Origin of the sequence: Schaalia cardiffensis F0333, assembly GCF_005886435.1 — a bacterium.
Classification (GTDB): domain Bacteria; phylum Actinomycetota; class Actinomycetes; order Actinomycetales; family Actinomycetaceae; genus Pauljensenia; species Pauljensenia cardiffensis.
Genome location: NZ_CP040505.1, coordinates 883,561 through 902,251, shown reverse-complemented (window position 1 = coordinate 902,251; position 18,691 = coordinate 883,561). Strand labels below are relative to the sequence as shown.

The 18,691-nt window shown below is 62.4% G+C and carries 14 protein-coding genes; 3 read left to right on the top strand and 11 right to left on the bottom strand.

Translation table 11 applies throughout. From position 1 onward, the window contains the following. Position 1: 1 nt before the first annotated feature. On the bottom strand, positions 2-304 hold the full coding sequence (locus FFA61_RS03670) for a DUF4193 domain-containing protein (protein WP_040313456.1): 303 nt from the start codon (positions 302-304) through the stop codon (positions 2-4). A gap of 176 nt (positions 305-480) precedes the next feature. Between FFA61_RS03670 and sepH the strand changes: the two genes are divergently transcribed. After that, entirely contained in the window at positions 481-1,680 is a 1,200-nt protein-coding gene (gene sepH / locus FFA61_RS03665; RefSeq protein ID WP_040313457.1) for a septation protein SepH, read from the top strand. Positions 1,681-1,848: 168 nt separating this feature from the next. On the opposite strand, the gene FFA61_RS03660 is transcribed toward sepH, so the two are convergent. Continuing rightward, entirely contained in the window at positions 1,849-3,006 is a 1,158-nt protein-coding gene (locus tag FFA61_RS03660) for an alkaline phosphatase family protein (protein WP_005961510.1), read from the bottom strand. After that, entirely contained in the window at positions 3,003-3,536 is a 534-nt protein-coding gene (locus tag FFA61_RS03655) for a DUF5998 family protein (protein ID WP_005961511.1), read from the bottom strand. Before FFA61_RS03655 ends, FFA61_RS03660 begins: the two co-directional genes overlap by 4 nt. 69 nt (positions 3,537-3,605) lie before the next feature. Between FFA61_RS03655 and FFA61_RS03650 the strand changes: the two genes are divergently transcribed. Continuing rightward, positions 3,606-6,077, top strand: coding sequence for a DNA gyrase/topoisomerase IV subunit A (locus FFA61_RS03650; RefSeq protein ID WP_040313459.1), 2,472 nt, complete (start codon positions 3,606-3,608; stop codon positions 6,075-6,077). 378 nt (positions 6,078-6,455) lie between these two features. Here FFA61_RS03650 and FFA61_RS03645 read toward each other — a convergent pair whose 3' ends face one another. From FFA61_RS03645 to FFA61_RS03635, 3 genes are all read right to left on the bottom strand, one after another. Further along, positions 6,456-7,517: an N-acetyltransferase gene (locus FFA61_RS03645; RefSeq protein ID WP_005961513.1), complete on the bottom strand. Its 1,062-nt coding sequence runs from the start codon at positions 7,515-7,517 to the stop codon at positions 6,456-6,458. Between the two features lie 15 nt (positions 7,518-7,532). Next, positions 7,533-8,552, bottom strand: a complete 1,020-nt coding sequence (locus FFA61_RS03640) for a GNAT family N-acetyltransferase (protein WP_005961514.1) — start codon at positions 8,550-8,552, stop codon at positions 7,533-7,535. Between the two features lie 81 nt (positions 8,553-8,633). Further along, positions 8,634-10,745: a DNA gyrase/topoisomerase IV subunit B gene (locus tag FFA61_RS03635; RefSeq protein ID WP_005961515.1), complete on the bottom strand. Its 2,112-nt coding sequence runs from the start codon at positions 10,743-10,745 to the stop codon at positions 8,634-8,636. Positions 10,746-11,063: 318 nt separating this feature from the next. Here FFA61_RS03635 and FFA61_RS03630 point away from each other — a divergent pair, with 318 nt between their 5' ends. Beyond that, positions 11,064-11,285 carry a DUF7455 domain-containing protein gene (locus FFA61_RS03630; protein ID WP_040313460.1) on the top strand — a complete coding sequence of 74 codons (222 nt, stop codon included), beginning with the start codon at positions 11,064-11,066 and terminating at the stop codon, positions 11,283-11,285. Positions 11,286-11,503: 218 nt separating this feature from the next. On the opposite strand, the gene smc is transcribed toward FFA61_RS03630, so the two are convergent. The 5 genes from smc to dhaK form a co-directional block, all read right to left on the bottom strand. Further along, positions 11,504-15,043 (bottom strand): chromosome segregation protein SMC, encoded by a 3,540-nt coding sequence (gene smc / locus FFA61_RS03625; protein ID WP_005961517.1) that lies wholly within the window; start codon positions 15,041-15,043, stop codon positions 11,504-11,506. Positions 15,044-15,489: 446 nt separating this feature from the next. Beyond that, positions 15,490-15,948 carry a nucleoside-diphosphate kinase gene (gene ndk, locus FFA61_RS03620; RefSeq protein ID WP_005961519.1) on the bottom strand — a complete coding sequence of 153 codons (459 nt, stop codon included), beginning with the start codon at positions 15,946-15,948 and terminating at the stop codon, positions 15,490-15,492. Positions 15,949-16,306: 358 nt separating this feature from the next. Continuing rightward, on the bottom strand, positions 16,307-17,011 hold the full coding sequence (gene dhaM, locus FFA61_RS03615) for a dihydroxyacetone kinase phosphoryl donor subunit DhaM (protein WP_005961520.1): 705 nt from the start codon (positions 17,009-17,011) through the stop codon (positions 16,307-16,309). Further along, the gene (dhaL, locus tag FFA61_RS03610) at positions 17,008-17,640 is read right to left on the bottom strand and encodes a dihydroxyacetone kinase subunit DhaL (protein ID WP_005961521.1); all 633 of its coding nucleotides are present in this window, start codon (positions 17,638-17,640) and stop codon (positions 17,008-17,010) included. The genes dhaM and dhaL overlap by 4 nt, the downstream gene beginning before the upstream one ends. 10 nt (positions 17,641-17,650) lie before the next feature. Then, positions 17,651-18,643 carry a dihydroxyacetone kinase subunit DhaK gene (gene dhaK / locus FFA61_RS03605; RefSeq protein WP_040313461.1) on the bottom strand — a complete coding sequence of 331 codons (993 nt, stop codon included), beginning with the start codon at positions 18,641-18,643 and terminating at the stop codon, positions 17,651-17,653. Between the last annotated feature and the right edge of the window lie 48 nt (positions 18,644-18,691).

The window sequence follows — 18,691 nt, the reverse complement described above, 5'->3', positions numbered from 1 at the left end:
CTCAGCCCTCGCATTCAGTGCACACCGGGAGTCCGGATGCGTCAACGTAGGCGAGCTGAGAGGCGTGGTGAACGAGGAAACAATGCGAGCAGGTGAACTCATCCTCCTGCTTCGGGACGACGTGGACCGTCAGCTCTTCCTTCGAAAGGTCGGCACCGGGCAGCTCGAAATTCTCAGCGGCCTCAGTTTCGTCTTCTTCGATCTCGGCTGACCCGGCATCATTACGTCGAGACTTCAGTTCCTCGATCGAGTCCTCCGTGACGTCGTCGTCATTCTTACGCGGTGCGTCGTAGTCGGTGGCCATTATCGTCCCCTTCCAACGGGCGGGAGCCATGCGAGCATGACTCCGGATGGTGTCTCGGCGGTCGGAGGATAACACTCCGAGAAGACGAGCGCCATTATTCAATCTCACGGCGCGCCGTCGCGCACGCGCCACCTGCTCTTGAGACGATGCGCTCGGAGTACTGCGAGGAGGAACCCATGATCGAGCTTGAACTGCTCGGAATCGGCGCTGATGGTGAAACCCTGGTGTTCACCGACCCCGAGGGCGAGCGTTACAGCGTGCAGATCACCGATGAACTTCGCGGCTCCATCCGCAGGGACCGCCCACGGATTGAAGCCGCCCCAGATCCGGCACGTCAGACCCTGCGTCCCCGCGACATTCAAGCCCTCCTCAGAGCCGGTGCGACCCCAGAAGAGATCGCCGCCCGTCACGGCCTTGATATTCCTTCGATCATCCGGTACGAGGCACCCGTCCAGGCGGAGAAGGACTATGCGCTCCAACGAGCCCTCGCCTCCACGATCGGTCCAGAAGCTGATGGCCCGAAGATGGGAGACCTCGTCCTCGATCGTTTGGCAGCCCGAGGAGTGAATCCGAACAGTCTCCAATGGTCTGCCCAGCGTGAAGCGAACGGGCCCTGGCAGATCTGTCTGTCCTTCATTCAGGGCGCCGCCGAGCATGGCGCTCATTGGCTCCTGCCCTCTTCGGGGACCCTTGAGGCCGTTGATCGAGAAGCCCAATGGCTCACCGAAACAGTGTCAACCACTCCCGCAGCCTCCATCTTCACCCCGCTTCCCCCAAGTGGAAGCTCAAGCACCGACCACGCCGACCTTGAAGAAGTCCGCCAACGCGAGGCGATCATCGATCAACTCAACGCGGCCCGCGGCAAGCGTCAGGACATCGAATATGAACTCGACGAGGACGAGGCTGCGGCCCTCGCCGAACTAGGACTCGAACAGCCAGCCCCGCAGCCCTCCTCCATTTCCGCCAGGATCTACTCTCTTGCGCAGGCGCGGACGAAAGAAGAACCTGAGGACAAGGCTCGGGCTTCGGAAGAATCTGCAGACTCCCAGGAGTCGCCCAGTGGGGAGATTCCGCTTCCGCTTGTGAACACCGAGTCCTCAACGGATCCGGCATCACGAAAGGCTGCTGCTTCTTCGACGCAGCCTTCGAGTTCCTCGACTCCTTCGAAGAACACGACCTCCGCGTGGCTCACCGCTTCAATTCCCTCGAAACGCGCCGAAGAGGCTGCGAATGGGAGTGGAGCCGGAGGCGAGCAGGAGGCCTCCCTGCCAGGTCTCGAGTCGCTCCCCGCGAAGACAACGGAGAAGAAGTCCAAGTCGCGGCGTCGTTCCGTTCCGAGCTGGGACGAGATCGTTTTCGGCGCGAAGCCCCAGTAAGAAAGAGTTCTGAGTGGGTAAGAAAGGGCTCTGAGTGAATCTTTTGAGAAGGCACCGCTGATCCTCTTGTGAGAAGCCCCCACTGTGCACGCACAGGCAACAAACTGAGCACGCACAGGCAACGAGCGAAACGCAAGCGCCCAGGACGCTGAGGCGCGTCCAGACATCTCAGGACACTTGCAGAACCGGGATCCTCATCTCGGCGCTCGTCAAGGACCCGTGAACCCCTGGCATCTCACGCATTCTTTGCGGCTGCGTCCTCGAATCGACAACGCCACCGCGCCCACTCATGAAGACAACAGCATCACCGATCTGCGCCAAACCCGGGCCCTGGCCCATCACAGCCCCGGCTTCTTCGGGGGAAAGTACCCACGCGGATTCACCCAAAACCTCAGCCCAACGCCTACGCACCGCCTCGGCTGAGCCAGGCTTAGCGTGAACATGAACCGCCCGAGTCTCACCGGCGATGAGCCTCACGCCCTCGGCGAGCGCTCCATCCTCAGCGAGATCACGAATCTGGGAATGATCAATATCGACCATCCCATGGTCAGCCGTAAGAATCGAACACACGCCCGCGGGCATTCGTCGAAAAAGCGCGCCCAAGCCCTCATCGAAAAGTTCAAGAGCCTCGGTCCACTGCCACGAATCCACGCCATGCGCGTGACCGGCATGATCAACGTCGGACCAGTAGAGGTACACGACCCTCGTCCCAGCGCGAAGCTCACGAAGAGCCGCATCGCAACGCTCCTGCCAACTCATCGCCCCGTGGTGGCGGGCACCGCGAAGGGCAGCCCGAGTCAAACCAGAAGAAGCGAAAGCATGAGGCGAGATGACGACCGATTCAACACCCACGCCTTTCAGGCCCTCGAAAAAGCTCGGGCACTCCTGCCACGCCTCAGGATCCGGGCCGCCCTCGAAAGCGAGGAGGTTCATCACGTGATCGCCCTGCGCCACCGAATAGCCGACCATACGGGTCGCCCCCGGTTCGCGTCCCGTCCCGAAAGCCGTGATCGCAGCCGCAGTCGTCGAAGGCGCAATCGTGTGGATCGACAAGATCTCTTCGCGAAAGGAGCGCAAGGTCGGCGCGTGGCCGAGATTCTCCATCAGGGGCAGGAAACCCAGGCCGTCAACGAGGATGAAGAGGAGTTGTTCACCGCCCTTTTTGAGACCGAGGGCGTCGCGTGCGCCAAGTGAAGCACCAGGTAGGGTCTCATCAATGCAAGCGAGTCCCGCAGCGAACACATCCGTGATCCGTGGATCCTTGTGCGTGGGCAGATCCGCCCACGCGGGAACGTTCAAACGCACACTCAGATCTGAGGCGCTCATTTGCTCCTCCTCAACACCGAGGAGAGGACTTCCACGAAACGCTCAGCCTCCTCGAGGGCCTCCGCCCCATCAGCCGCAGCCGAGATGCGCATCGTCAGATCGTCAGGGAAGGAGGTCGCCGAATAGCCGTGGTCCGCAAGGCAATTCGGGTCTTCGCAGTGAGCGGGCTCAATCTCGAGACGGCGAGCGCCCTGCACATCAACAGTCAGCGTGAGTTCTTTGATCGCGCCCCCAGTCTCAGGATCCGCGAGGAGCTCCAAAGTCGCGACGGAGCCAAGGCGCGACAGGGGGTGGATTGAGGTGGCGACACCTGCTCCCCCGTCCTCAAGTTCGTCGACGTGAATCTGGATGAAAGCCGAGGGACTGACGACTGCACAGGTCAGATGGCGGAACATTGAACCCCGGTCGAAGTCCGCGTCCAGACGCAGAACCTGAGCGAGAGGCGCCTCGCCGCCCAGGGCGCGCCGCAACGCAGCTTCAACGATCCTTGGGTAAAAGCCCGCTTGATTGATCCGTTCCCACGTATTCACCCCCTTATTGTGCCCGCGGGCGGCGTGGGAGTCGAAAACGCCCCACCTGCACGGTGGATAATGCCGAGCATGCCGAAGAAGGATCTGAGCGAACTCCTAGCCGAACAGGATGAGAACATCTTAGAAATTGACGTATCCGAGGAGATGCGGGGCTCCTTCCTCGAATACGCGGTCTCCGTGATCTACGCGCGTGCACTTCCCGACGCCCGAGATGGTTTGAAGCCCGTTCAACGCCGCATCCTCTACCAGATGGATCAAATGGGCCTGCGTCCCGACAAAGGCCATGTGAAGTCCCAGCGCGTCGTCGGCGAAGTCATGGGTAAACTCCACCCGCACGGCGACTCGGCAATCTACGAAGCTCTCGTTCGCCTCGCCCAGCCCTTCAACCTGCGCCTACCCCTCGTCGACGGCCACGGCAACTTCGGCTCCCTCGATGACGGCCCCGCAGCCGCGCGCTACACGGAGGCACGAATGGCGCCCGCCGCCCTCGACCTCGTTGCGGGACTGGATGAGGACACCGTCGACTTCGTCCCGAACTACGACAACCAGTTCATGCAGCCCGAAGTCCTGCCCGCAGCCTTCCCGCAACTCCTCGTCAATGGAGCTTCGGGCATCGCCGTGGGGATGGCGACGAACGTCGCCCCGCACAACCTCGCTGAGACGATCGCCGCCTCAATCCACCTCATCGAACACCCCGAAGCCTCCGTCACCGACCTCATGCGCTTCGTCCCCGGCCCTGATCTTCCCGAGGGCGGCGTCATCGTCGGCCTTGAGGGGATCAAAGACGCTTACGAGACCGGTCGCGGCGCCTTCAAAACCCGGGCGAAAGTGTCGATCGAACGCGTGACGGCCCGCAAAATGGGGCTCATCGTCACGGAATTGCCCTACATGGTCGGCCCGGAGAAGGTCATCGAGAAGATCAAGGAGAACGTCAACTCTGGGCGTCTCAAAGGCATCTCCTCGGTCCAAAACCTCACAGATCGGATTCATGGGCTTCGCCTCGTCATCGAGGTGAAGAACGGTTTCAACCCCGAGGCTGTCCTTCAGCAGCTCTACGCTCGCACGCCTTTGGAGGACTCCTTCTCGATCAACGCCGTCGCCCTCGTCGAGGGTCAGCCGCGCACCTTGGGACTCAAGGACATGCTGCAGGTCTTCATCGACCATCGCATCAATGTGACGACCCGCCGCTGCCGTTTCCGTTTGGGCAAGGCCCAGGATCGTCTGCACCTGGTCGAGGGTCTTCTCATCGCTGTTCTCGACATTGATGATGTCATCGCGATCATCCGCTCTTCAGACGATGCCGAAACGGCCAGAGCGCGTCTCATGACCGCTTTCGACCTGTCGGAGATCCAGGCGAACCACATTCTCGAGTTGAGGCTGCGTCGGCTCACGAAGTTCTCCCGGATCGAACTTGAGGCAGAGCGCGACGAACTCGCCGGGCGCATCGCAGAGCTTGAGAAGATCCTCTCCGATCCAAGTCTTCTCAAGTCCCTCGTCGTCAAGGAGTTGCGTGCGGTGTCGGCGCGTCTGGGCACGCCTCGGCGCACGCTGCTCTTGTCTTCTCCGGGCGCTGAGGCTCTGCCCGAGCAGGGTTGCGCAGCCTTGGCGGCGGCTCTGCCCTCGGTCTCACGCTCGGGCAAGGGAATGGAACTGCAGATTCCCGACACCCCCTGCGTCGTCGTCCTCAGTTGCGCCGGTGGTCTTGCCCGAGTCGAGGGCGCCGATCCCCTTGAACCCGGTCCGCGCGCCCACCAAGACGGGTGGCTCGCGCAACTGTCTTCGACATCGCGTTCACAGGTTGCGGTCGTCACACAAGACGGCGTCGCGCACCGCATCGATGTCGTCGATCTGCCTGCGATCCCCCGTTTCGATACGGGCCTGTCCTTGGCTGCCGCGACACCGGCTTCGATGCTCGTGCATTCTGATTCTCCAGCCATCGGCCTGCTAGATCCCGATTCGGAGACCGTGTACGCGATGGGAACCGCCCACGGTACGGTCAAGCGTTTGAAACCCGATGCGCTCGCCCGCGACGAGTGGGAGGTCATTGCCTTGGAGGATGGGGATCGCCTCGTCGGCTTCGCGCCGAGTACGGATTCTTCCGATCTGGTGTTCATCTCCTCTGATGCCCAGCTTCTGCGCACGCCGGCGAACAAGGTTCGCCCACAGGGGCGCACAGCTTCAGGCATGGCGGGGATGAAGCTCTTGGACGCTGCGGAGGCGATCGGTTTTTGGGTAGTCGACTCTGCCGAGGATTCTCTTGTCGTCACCGTTGCCGCCGCAGAGGGGGCTTTGCCGGGCAGTGGGCAGACGACCGTGAAGGTCACTCCTTTCGCCCTTTACCCCTCGAAGGGCCGAGGTGGCCAGGGAGTGCGTGCGCAGCGCTTCTTGCGTGGGGAGGATCGACTCGATCTGGCGTGGGTAGGGCCGCGTCCTGCTCGAGCGGCCAATGCCGAGGGCTCACCTGTTGATCTTCCCGCCGAGGACGAACGTCGGGATGCTTCGGGCACGCCGATCGTCGTGTCGATCGATTCTTTGGGCTGAGGGCACGGGGTTTGGGCTGAGGGGCGTGGGCATGCCTGGGGCACCGGGGCGCCGGGACATGTTCAGGCGGTGCCGCCGGGCGCAGCGGAACTCCTTCGCAGGCTCAGGCCCCCGTCCCCTCGTTCCGGCAGGCTCCCCCGCACAAGTTGCGGTTCTTCGGGCCACAAGTCGGACACTATGCCTCAGCTCAGCGAGGAAACACCTGATCAGATCGGGACTGTCCGACTTGTGCCGCGTGAATGTCCGACTTGTGCCGGGTCAAGGTCGGACTCGTGCCGCGTAAAGCTCCAACTCGTGCCTTCTTCGTCTTCCCGCGGGCTCAGAACCGGCGATCATGGCCTCCGCGATCTGCGCGAAGCCCCTCCTGCCGGGGCAGACTCACACTTCCAGGGCGTAAAGACGCGTTTGAGCGACCGTGACGAACCCCAGGTAGTCGTAGACAGCTAAAGCCCCAGAATGATTAGCCGAACCGAGGCCCGCGCCAATGCGATCCATCCCGCCCTCGGCCATGGCCCGCATAGAAGCGATAATGAGCGCATTGACCGCATGACTCGAACGAGCTTCCTCGAGCACCCCCATCTGATCGATGTAGCCCTCACGCCACCCCAGCACCGCCCAATCCTGAACGTACTTTGAAGCGAGAAGGAAACCGAGGAGACGAGGACGATCCCCCCGCCGGTCGACGGCAACGAAAGACCATTCGGGCACGAAAGCACTGCGCCCACTCAACCACTGCTCCTGAGTGAGCGGAGGCCTACCCCACTCCAACTCGGAAAGCCGATTCGAAGCCATGCGAGCAGGCTCTTCCCACTCCGGGCCCCAAGGCTCGATCCTCAGATAACTCCCCAGATCAGGGGCGTTCGGAATGCGTGAAAGGTCCGCACGAAGCTCATAGTAGGTGCGGGCCCAATGAAATCCCCGCAGTTTCAACTGCTCTTCGAGATCCTCCTGCCCGACCTCGACCTGCATGGCGATCTGCGCGCGCCCAAGATCGGGGATCCTGGCGAGCATCTGCCTTGCAGTAGCCTCCTGCCAAGCAACGAGGGAACCCCCCAGACCAATCCTGCGGAAAGAAGGATCGACCCCGCCTTGACACAGGCATTCGACGATGCCCGGCTTGCGAAGCACCACCTGGCCGAAGGCAACCATGCGTCCCTTCGCGATTCCGCGCGTCGCAAAACCCGCAAGCCCCCTCCATGTCCGATCTTCGGCGAGCATTTCAGCGACCTCGTCCGTGCTCGTCCGATAGGGAGGATTATCCTGAGCTTCCATTCGGGAGATGAGCGCCGCGAGCTTGTGCAGGTGCGCAGGCTCAAGAACCTCCCAGACGATGCCGTGGTGGCTCTCCGGCAAGCTCACCGGCGTGGGCGAAACAGTGTCGCTAGGACAAGTGGTGTCTACAGGAAGGGTTTCACCGCTGAGCGCGTCTGAATCAGTCATGGCGCACTCCCGTCCCTATTGGTCGATCGTGTAGAAGACTTCAGCGGGCCCATCAACGAAACCAAAACGCTCGTAGATCGCATGCGCATTCGAAGGGTTCTCCGTATCGACATCAAGTCCGATTCGTGACACCCCGCTCGCCGCAGCCGCCGACACCGTTGCCCCCAGGAGGGCCGTCGAAAGGCTATGTCCACGATGCTCAGCATCCACGCCCAACAGGTAGATATAGGCTTCCGTGCGACCGTTTGCGATCCAACGCTCCGCAGGCCTTCCCGTCAGACAGTAACCCGCAGGCCTTCCGTGCGGATCGAGGGCGACGAAGGACCAACGCGGATCGAGTTCCTCGGTCGCCTCGTCCCACCATATGCCCCGCAAGGAGGGACGGTAATGCTCGAGAAAAGCATCCATATGAACATGACGAACATCCGCCGTGGCAACCTCATCCCAGGGGACCACTGAATAGCCGTGTTTGGCTTTCAATGCCTTCTCGGAGCCTTCGAGCTCGCGATACATGATCTGAAAGGTGCGCTTCGCATAGAAGCCCGCCGCGATATAGAGGCGACGCCGATCCGTCATATGCGCATCGACGAAGTTATGGATCGACGAGGGGATTTCACTGTCCGCGCCAAAAGTTTCAACGAGCATCTGACGTGCCCGCCCATCCTGCCAGTACAAGAGGGCACGCCCCAGTCCTCGTCCTCGCCAATGAGGGTGAACGTAGGCGTTAACCACAGCGTTCGCACAGTCCGTGATTCTACGCAGCACGCGCACCGTTGCGACCGCGCAAATTCGGTGTTCAGCATCAATGCCGACAAGGGCGTCGACCCAATCCGTGCCGCACCGGCCCTCAATCATGTCGGCGACCTCTGAGGCGGAGACGCGATGATGAGTGTCATCAGCGGCTTCCACCGTCCGGATCAGCTCGTAGACCGAGGGGGCGTCAGACGCGATGATCGAACGCCACCGCAGTCCAAGGTGAACGCCAGGGTGCGGAACTGAGGCCGGCGGCGTTAGTCGCTCAGCGAGTCCAGTCATGCGTCTAGTGTACTTTCGATCCGGGCCTAAAGTCTTACCCCACTAATTCCGAGGGCGTACAAGCGGGTGAAAACCCCGATTTCAGGCGTCGATTCGGTCGCGATCAAGACCAGAAGAGCCCTCAACGATGAACTCTTTACGAGGACCAACGGTAGATCCCATGAGAAGTTCAAACACTTCCTCGGCCTCACGCAAAGCCGCCTCATCGGCGAGGGTGATCCGCCGCAAAGAGCGGTGAGCGCGATCCATCGTCGTCTCCGCCAACTGGTCCGCGTCCATTTCACCCAGGCCCTTGTAGCGCTGGATCGGTTCCTTCCAGGTCCTCCCCTGTTTTTTCAGCTGCGCCAGCTTCGCATGGAGTTCCGCCTCCGAGTAGGTGTAGACAAGTTCTCGGGGTTTTCTTCCGCGCGCGGACACGTCAATGCGATGCAAAGGGGGCACTGCCGCGTAAATGCGCCCGGCCTCGACCATGGGACGCATGTAGCGGAAGAAAAGAGTGAGGAGCAGGGTGCGGATGTGCGCGCCGTCCACATCCGCGTCCGTCATAAGGATGACTTTGCCGTAGCGCGCCTGCTCAATATCGAAGGTTCTGCCCGATCCTGCGCCGATGACTTGAATGATGTTCGCGCACTCCGCGTTCGCGAGCATGTCCGCAGTCGAAGCCTTCTGGACATTGAGGATCTTGCCCCGAATCGGGAAGAGGGCCTGATACTGGCTGTTCCTCGCGGCCTTCGCAGTGCCCAGCGCCGAGTCGCCCTCGACGATGAAAAGTTCCGTCTGCGAAACGTCCTCCATGCGACAATCGGCGAGTTTGGCGGGTAAGGAGGAAGTTTCGAGGGCGTTCTTCCTTCTTGAAATCTCCTTGTGGATGCGAGCCGAAACCCGGGCCTTCATCTCCCCGACGACCTTCTCCAGCAGTTGGGAGGTCTGATGCTTGTCATCGCGTTTCGAGGAGGAGAACTTCTTCTTCAGCCACTCCGAAACGACCCGGTTGACGACGGCACGCACCTGCGGAGTACCGAGAACTTCCTTCGTCTGCCCCTCGAACTGGGGCTCAGGGAATCGCACGGTCACAACAGCCGTCAAGCCCGCCTGAACATCCTCTTTCTCCGGGCGTCCGTCCTTCGCCGTCACTTTGAGTTTGCGAGAGTTCTTGTCAATCTGGGCGCGCAGGACCTTCAAGATCGCCTGTTCAAAGCCTGCAATGTGGGTGCCGCCCTTCGGGGTTGCGATGATGTTGACGAAGGACTGGAGGGTCGTGTCGTAGCCGATCCCCCAGCGCAGGGCGCAGTCGACCTCGCACAGGCGCTCCACTTCAGTCGCGGCGAGGTGACCGGTCGCGGGATCGAGGGCCTGCACGGTCTCTGTGAAGGTCCCAGATCCTTCAATGTGCCAGGTGTCCGTCACGGCTCCGTCTCCGGCGAGCCAGTTGACGAAGTCGACGACTCCTCCGTCGAAGCGGAAGGACTCGTGGAGGACCTCTTCTGCGCGTTCGTCCCAGCAATTGATTGTCAATCCGGGCACGAGGAAAGCAGTCTGGCGGGCGCGTGCCAGAAGGCTCTTCCAGGAAAAGCCCTCAGTGGCGGGGAAGATCTGGAAGTCCGCCCAAAAGCGCACTCTGGTGCCGGTGGTGTTCTTCTTCACTTTGCCGACGGTCTTCAAGCGGGAGGAGTCGGTGAAGGGGGTGAAGGGCGAGTTCGGGGTGCGCTGCTCGGAATCGTCGAATTCACCGGGCTCTCCGCGTCGGAAGCACATTTCCCAGGTTTTCGAGCCGCGGTCGACTTGCACGTCGAGGCGGGCGGAGAGGGCATTGACGACGGAAGCTCCAACACCGTGGAGGCCGCCAGAAGAAGCGTAGGAGCCGCCGCCGAATTTGCCGCCCGCGTGGAGCTTCGTATAAACGACCTCCACGCCGGATAAGCCCACTCCCGGGACTTCGTCAACGGGGATTCCGCGGCCGTTGTCGGCCACTGATGCGGAGTGATCGGGGTGGAGGCGGACGTTGATCGTGTCGCAGTGTCCTTCCAGCGCTTCATCGACCGCGTTGTCGATGATTTCCCAGAGGCAGTGCATGAGGCCGCGGTGGTCCGTGGAACCGATGTACATGCCGGGGCGCTTACGCACCGCTTCGAGCCCCTCGAGGACGGAAAGGTGGCGCGCTGAGTAGTCAGAGGCTGGAGGAGTCACCCGCATATCCTAAGGAAGAGCCTGGGCATTTCCATCCAGGCGTGCCGAGATTCCCGAGGCCGAAGGCGAATCCCACGGCCCGCAGGGGTGTGTTCGAAGGCTGTGATCACCCCCCTTATCACGCCTTCGTCCCTGTTCTCTGCTCTGCGAGAGGCATCATCGGGACACGTGGCACCCTGGATAGTCTCCTGCGCTCGCGATCGGTTCCTGTGCTCGCGCCTGCACCGCAGCCGCCACGTCCCGAAGCACCCTCCGAATTGCGCCCGCGGTGAACATTGGCTTGTGAATGCGCGCCGGGGCGCCCTCGTGGTGTCCAATGGAGACATGACAGCAACGACTCTTGAACGCCCGGCGTCCACCGAGGAAGCGATCCTCACCGCAGCCGACCGCTGTGATCAGTGTGGCGCTCGTGCACGCGTCCGCGTCACTCTCACTTCCGGTGGCCGCCTCTTCTTCTGTGCCCACCACGGCTCCAAGCATCTCGCGCCAATCGCGTCAAAGGCGAGTGAAATCCTCGACGAACGCCATCTTCTCCTTGAGGACTAAGCGCCTCGAGTACTTTTCCATGATCTGAAAGGGGGCCTGTGGAACTGAGAGTCCACAGGCCCCCTCTTTTCACCTCCGATTTCATGCCCGCAACTCAGTCGGGCAAGTGCCCTCGAAGCGGATGAGGGGCACCTAGGCGTTGTTATTCGCTCAGCTCAGTGGGGCAATTCCAGATTCGCTCGCATCTTTCCCCCACGCAGTAGAGCCGCGCAGTCAAGCTAATGAGCGAGCCGCTGAGACACGACCCCCGTCACGCCATCGCGCATCGTCACGCCGTAAAGGGCATCAGCGATCTCCATCGTCCTCTTCTGATGCGTAATGACAATGAGCTGCGACTCCTCACGCAACTCCTGGAAGATCTTCAAAAGCCGCGAAAGATTCACATCATCAAGAGCGGCCTCGACCTCGTCCATGACGTAAAAGGGTGAGGGACGGGCCTTGAAGATCGCGACGAGGAAAGCGATCGCCGCAAGGGAACGCTCACCACCCGATAGGAGGGACATGCGCTTGACCTTCTTTCCGGCTGGGCGCGCCTCGATCTCAACGCCCGTCTCGAGCATCGCATCAGGATCAGTGAGGATGAGCTCGCCCTTGCCGCCGGGGAAGAGCACATCGAACACGTGGGCGAATTGCGCGCGAGTATCCTCAAAAGCGGACGCGAAAGCCTCCTCCACCAGTCGATCCACATCGTCAATGATTCTCAGCAGATCCGCCTTCGACTCGCGAAGATCCCTCACCTGGCTCACGAGGAACTCGTGGCGCTTCGCCAGGGCATCATGCTCCTCCAAAGCCAAAGGATTGACCTTGCCGAGACGCACAAGCTCCTTCGTCGCGGCCTCCAAAAGCTTCTCCTGCTCGGAGCGAACGAAAGGCGTGGCCCCCTCCTCGATTTCAGCATCCGGGTCATCCGGGAATCTCGGGACAAGATTATGAGGACCGAAGTCGGCGATAAGGGCATCAGTCTCTAAGGAGAGCTCCTCAAAAGCGCGTCGTTCGCAGTCCTCGACCCGCAGTTGAAGCTGGGCGCGCGCGATCTCGTCCCTTTGGGAAGCTCCCGTGACATCTGCGAGGGCGACGCGCGCCTCTTCCGCCTGGCGGCGCGCATCCGACAATGCCTGCGAGGTTTCACGCCGAGCATCCTCATCGATCAGGCGGGCCTGCTCAGCCTCTTCGAGGGCGCGGGCCGCCGCCTCAACGCCGAGCCGAGCCCCGGCTTCAACATTCACAGCTGCTTCGAGTGCGCGCACACGTCGAGCTTCGCGTTCAATGCGACGTCGACGCTCATCGCGCTCCGCGGCCGCCTGGGATCGAAGGGCACGGGCCTTCGATTGGGCCTGGCGTGATCTCTCTTCGATGGCGCGCAACTCAAGGCGGGCATTCGTCTCCGTTTCTCGGGCCGCCCGAGCCTTCGCCGAAGCATTCTCAGCGGCAGCCTTCGCGGCTTCAAGATCCTCACCGGGATCCTCACCGCTGCGCTCAGCTAGACGGGTTTGTGCGTCTTTGACCCTCTCGGCCGCCCATTCGACGTGTTCAGCAGCCTTCTTCGCCGTCGCCCGCGTGCGGGCCGCTTCAGCTTCAGCCGCTTGTACGGCTGATTTCAAACGAGCCTGTTCCTGTGCGATCTTCGCCTTGTGCCAGTCCTCGGCGCGAAGTGCCTTGAGTGCCTCGTTCGCGCCACGGATGGCTTCATCCAGTGTGGAGTTCGCCGCCTGAAGTTCAGCGTCAATGCGCGCCTCCTCCTCAACCGCGTGGCGCGCCCGATCCTTGGCGTCTTCAAGTTGCGCGCGCAGGGCCAGCAGGGAATCGCCCGGAGCTCCCGAACCGATCACGGATTCTCTGCGCAGGATCGCACCGCTCGACGTGACCGCTGCTCGCACTCGTTCATCGTCAAGAGCGGCGAGCGCACCTTCAAGGTCCTCGACGATAACCGCATGGTCGAGGAGGGCCGCGAGCGCCAAGCCGATCGGTCCTTTCGCTGTCGCGCACTCGCGCGCCCACTTCGCGCCCTTCGGGGCAGGCCCCTGGTTGTGCTCGCTATTCTGCGCAGTTTCCTGTGCCGGGGCCTGCCCTGCGATGAGCATCCTCAACTGCCCGGAGCCGAGTCTTTCCGCATCGCGCACATGAGTGGCGGCCGCCTCCACGGATTCGACGAGGACCGCGTCTGCGAAAGGCGAGAGCAATGCGGCGATCGCGTTCTCAGCGCCGCGTTCTGTTTCGATGAACTCTTGTACAGCCCCGAAGCTGCCCTCGGCCTCGATGAGCCTGGAGGTGTCGTCGTCTCTGACGAGGGATTGGGCGAGCGCGTCGCGTCGCGCCTCCCAGTGTGCTCTGTCTGCTCTGGCCTCGCGTTCTTTCGCTACAAGCGCGTCGACTGCGGCGCGGGCCTCATCGCGTTTCCGGGTCGCTCCAAGGTGCGTGTCAGCGGCTCCGCCCTCGGCCTCCTCCTCAAGTCGAGGTGCGCTAGCTAGGGCCTCACGGGCTTTTTCGAGGCGCTCATGTGCCTCTTCAAGGGCCTTGTGGGAACGTTCAGCTTCGGATTTGGCGGCCTCCACGCGGGTTTTCGCACTCGCCACATCTCCGGTGAGTCTCGCTCTCATCTCCCGATGATCGGCGTGTACCCGATTGACGCGTGCGAGTTCCGCCGCGGCTCTCATATCGGTGTCCTCGGCCTCGTCCTTTTCACGGATGGCGGCCGTGAGTCGCGTTTTCGCTCGTTCCACCGCTTCGAGGAGTTCGGCGTCCTCTTCTCCTGCTTTCTGGGCCAGCTGGTCGAGGACCTCGGGGTCTTCACCTTCGGGGGCGAGCTCGGCTTGGGAATGGTTGCGGACGCGCTCTTGGGCGGTCCGAAGGGTTCCGCGCAGACGCTCATGCAGTGCGGTGATCTCCTGCCATTGCCTATTCGCCTGTTCGAGGGCGGGAACGAGGGAGCGTTCACGCTCTTCGAGCTGCGTGATCTGCGCGCTGATGCGCTCGATGCGTTCCTCAATGGAGGCCCGGCGTCTTTTGAGGAGCTGTTCGGATTCGGATTGGGCGGCAAGACGCTCGTGTGCTGCGACGAGTTCGTCGGCGAGGAGGCGGGCTTTCGCGTCACGGACTCGGGCCTGGATGAGGGAGGCTTTGCGCGCGGTTCGGGCTTGTCGGGCCAGCGGGCCGAGTTGGCGTTGGATCTCCTGGGTGAGGTCGAGGACGCGCACGAGGTTGTGGTCCATGTCCGCGAGTTTGCGGAGCGCGCGTTCTTTTCGGCGCCGGTGTTTGAGGACTCCGGCGGCTTCTTCAATAAATCCGCGTCGTTCTTCCGGGCTTGCTTGGAGGATCGAGTCGAGCCTGCCCTGGCCGACGATGACGTGCATTTGACGACCCATGCCCGTGTCGGAGAGGAGTTCTTGAATGTCGAGGAGTCGAGCGGGAGCACCGTTGATCGCGTATTCGGAGCCGCCGCCGCGAAAGAGGGTCCTGGTGATCGTGACTTCCGTGTAGTCGATCGGCAGTACTCCGTCGGTGTTGTCGATCGTCAGATCCACTTGTGCGCGGCCGAGGGCGGGGCGTGCAGCCGTACCGGCGAAGATCACGTCTGACATGTTGGAGCCGCGCAGGCTTTTCGCACCTTGTTCACCCATGACCCATGCGAGGGCGTCCACGACATTCGACTTGCCCGAGCCGTTGGGTCCGACGACGCAGGTGATCCCAGGTTCGAGGCGGAGTGTCGTTGCGCTCGCGAAGGACTTGAACCCGCGCAGGGACAAGGATTTGAGGTGCACATGGCCACATTACGCGAAATGGCGCCTCCCTTAGGTGCGGGCAGGCGCCTGTGTTCTTGTTGTATTCGTTGAGGCGTGGCTTGTGCGAGGGCCACGCCCTTTCAGGATCGTCGCGGCGTTGACTGCGCTGCGCTCTGCATTGTCTGCGCTTGATGGTTACCAGAGGATTGGAGGATCCGCACGGTGCTGCAGCGCCGCCGCGCTGGGTCATCATCGGAACGTCGCATTATCGAAGCGTTTGATCAGCATCGGCGGATCGAATCCCCGCCCAGGTCTTGCTCTATCGTCGCCGCGTTGTGTTGCCAGAGCATCAGTCCCTCTACGATTCCTTGAAGAAGCGACGAGCATGACCCGTGCAGGCAAGCAGTTGCGGTCTCAGTGTGTGGCGCGTCGGCGAAGAAGCGCCAAGCGGGAGGCGCCTGGGGCGCCTCCCGGCCGCGTCCTCGTCACTCGTGGTAGACGAGCTCAGGGAACCACAAAGCGATCTCACGCTCCGCGGAAGTCGGAGAATCCGATCCGTGGACCACGTTCTCCACGTACTTCGAACCCCAGTCACGTCCCAAGTCGCCGCGGATCGTTCCAGGGGCCGCGAGCGTCGGATTCGTCGTCCCCATGAGGACGCGAACGCCCTCGATCACCCGGTCACCCTCGACGACAACCGCCACAAGGGGACCCGAGCTCATGAACTCGAGCAGGCCGGGGAAGAAGTGCTGATCGCGGTGCTCCGCGTAGTGCTCCTCAAGCAATTCTTTCGAGGCCCGCTTGATCTTCAAGCCCTTGAGCACGTAGCCCTTCGCCTCGATGCGGCGCAGGACCTCGCCGGTGAGGCCCCGGGCGAAACCATCGGGCTTAACGAGGACGAGAGTGTGCTCCTTGTTCGGGTCGAGCAGTTCAGGAGTCGGCATCGGCCCACCTTTCAGTTGTCGTTTCAATGAGCATCATCAGATGCTCGGCTTCGAGCGCGAATCATTCTGGCAGATAAACGCGGTCGGGCGTAGGGGATTCCGGATGCTCTCACAGCGCTGTTCCTCGCTGTGAATCGGCTGAGGATCATCGGCCTGGGCCACTCGAGGAGAACGCTGTGAGCATTGAGGCTTAAGCCGGAGGAGAGGCCGACGCAGCAAGCCGAACTCCCAGCCGAAGTTCAGCACAACATCTCAGCTCCGGGCTGTCTGAGAATCCCGCTTTCAGCATTGAGCCTCAAGTCAAGCAAGAGGCCGAGCCCAGAGGCTGCCCGAGGATCACCCCGGGCAGCCATCGGCTTCACTCGACCTTCTCGATCGCCTTCACAAGGGCGTCCAAGGCCTGAGCCGCTTCCGGGCCCGAGGCTGAAAGCTCGACCCTTTGCCCCTGAGTGACGCCGAGCGCCATGAGTTCAAGAACCGATGCGGCATCCGCACCGTTCAAGGTCACCTCTGCGTCGAAAGAGCCTGCGACCCGAGCGACGAGCGCCGCCGGGCGGGCGTGCAGCCCCACCGGGTCAGCGACGAGAGCACTCGCCGTCATCGGCTCATCATCCCGGGTGGCCGGTTCGGGGCGAAGATCGAAATCTTCGGCCTCCTCCGCCGCCAATTTGCAGACGTTTCGGGCGGCCGCCACGACATTGCCAAGGGAATCGCCGAGTTGTGCCTTAACGGAAGCCGCGATCGTCGCCTCCACCACGGGGGCATCAACGAAGACGATGTGCTCCGGGTCGTCGGCGAAATCGAGCACAGCCTCGACTGTCATCAGCGCGGACCCAAGATCAGCCAGGACGACGACGCCTGAGCCCGCTTCGGTTCCCACAGCCTCCAGCGCCGAGTTCACAGCCGCTTCGATCTTGTCGTAGGAAGTGCCGATCCCCCCGTCCTCGGTGCCGCCCGCCGCCTTGAAGACGACGTCCGGCGCCATTTGTTCGGCGAGTTCAACGATTCCCCTGGCCAGAAGATCCGAATGCGAAGCAATGACGAAAGCGACCCTGGTCATCATGCCTTCTTCGCAGCTTCGAGAGCCTTGGCCAAAATGATCGACGAGGACATCGCGCCCGGATCGAGGTGCCCGATGGAGCGCTCACCCAAGTAGGAGGCGCGCCCCTTCGTTGCTTTCATCGGTTCGGTCGCGGCTGCGCCCTCGGCGGCGGCAGCGGCTGCGGCCTCGAGGACCGCGATCTCGTCCGCCCCCTCGGATGCGGCCTTCGCGGCAGCATCGGATGCGGGGCCCCAGGCATCGACCATGGTCTTCTCCCCGCGTTCGGCCTTGCCGCGGGCCTGAATCCCTTCGAGCGCTGCCAAGATCAGCGCTGCCACGCCCTCGGCATTGACGGGTTCGAGGGCGCAGGCCTTCGCGGCGCGCAGGAACGCAGTGCCATACAGGGGCCCCGCCGCTCCTCCAACCGTGGACATGAGGGTCTTCGCGACGACTTTCAAAACGTCTTGGACGCTCCCGCAGGGCCTCTCCTCGAGGACGGAGACGACCTGGGAGAAGCCGCGGTCGAGGTTCTCACCGTGGTCGCCGTCGCCGATCTGGCGGTCCAGATCAATGAGGTACTCGCGGTTGGCGGCAACGGCTTCACGGGTGAGCAGCATCCACCGGGTCGCCCATGCGACGTCGAGAGTCATTGTGCGTTCCTCACTTCCATGCCGGAGTGGACACCGGCGCGTCGAAAAGCTCGAGCAGTTCATCGTCGACGCGCAGCAGCGTGATGGACACGCCGGGCATCTCCAAACTGGTGACGTAGTTGCCGACGAGGGAGCGAGCAATGCTCACGCCATCCGCTTCGAGGAGTTCAGCGAGGCGACGGTGGCAGATGTACAGCTCCGAGGAGGGAGTGCCGCCCATGCCGTTGACGAGGGTGATGACGCGCTCCCCAGCTTTGAGTTCGAGGTCGTCGCGAACCTTCGTGTAAAGCTCTTCGACGAGGGCGTCGGCGCTTTCCATCTTCCCGCGGCGGTATCCGGGCTCTCCGTGGATGCCGATTCCGAGCTCAATCTCATCATCAGCGAGGTCGAAGGAGGGTTTGCCCGCGTGGGGGACGGTGCAGGGGCCCAGAGCCAGGCCCATGGAGCGCATCTCAGAGTTCGTCTTCTGCGCGACTGCGGTCACGGCGTCCAAGTCGTCACCGCGTTCAGCGGCGGCTCCCGCGAGCTTTTCGACGAAGATCGTGCCTGCGACGCCCCGGCGGCCCGCAGTGTAGAGCGAATCTTCAACGGCCACATCGTCGTTCACGACGATGCTGCGCACCTCGATGTCCTCCATTTCGGCCATTTCGGCGGCGGTCTCGAAGTTGAGGACGTCGCCGGTGTAGTTCTTCACGATGTGCAAGACGCCAGCGCCGTGGTCGGCGGCTTTCGTCGCCTCGAGGATCGGATCGGGGGTCGGTGAGGTGAACACCGCTCCGGGGACGGCCGCGTCGAGCATGCCTTCGCCGACGAAGCCTGCGTGGAGGGGTTCGTGGCCGGAGCCGCCGCCGGACACGAGTCCGACCTTCCCTTCGGCCTTCGGGGTTTTACGGGTCACGAAGTCGGGATCAAGATGGACCTCGACTAGGTCGGCGTGGGCGAGGGCGAAGCCCTCCAGGGTTTCCTTCACGACGTTATGGACGTCGTTGACCAGCTTCTTCATGGTGCCTCCTTGCATCCGGTGAGTGGTCGCCACGACCAATGCTGCCAC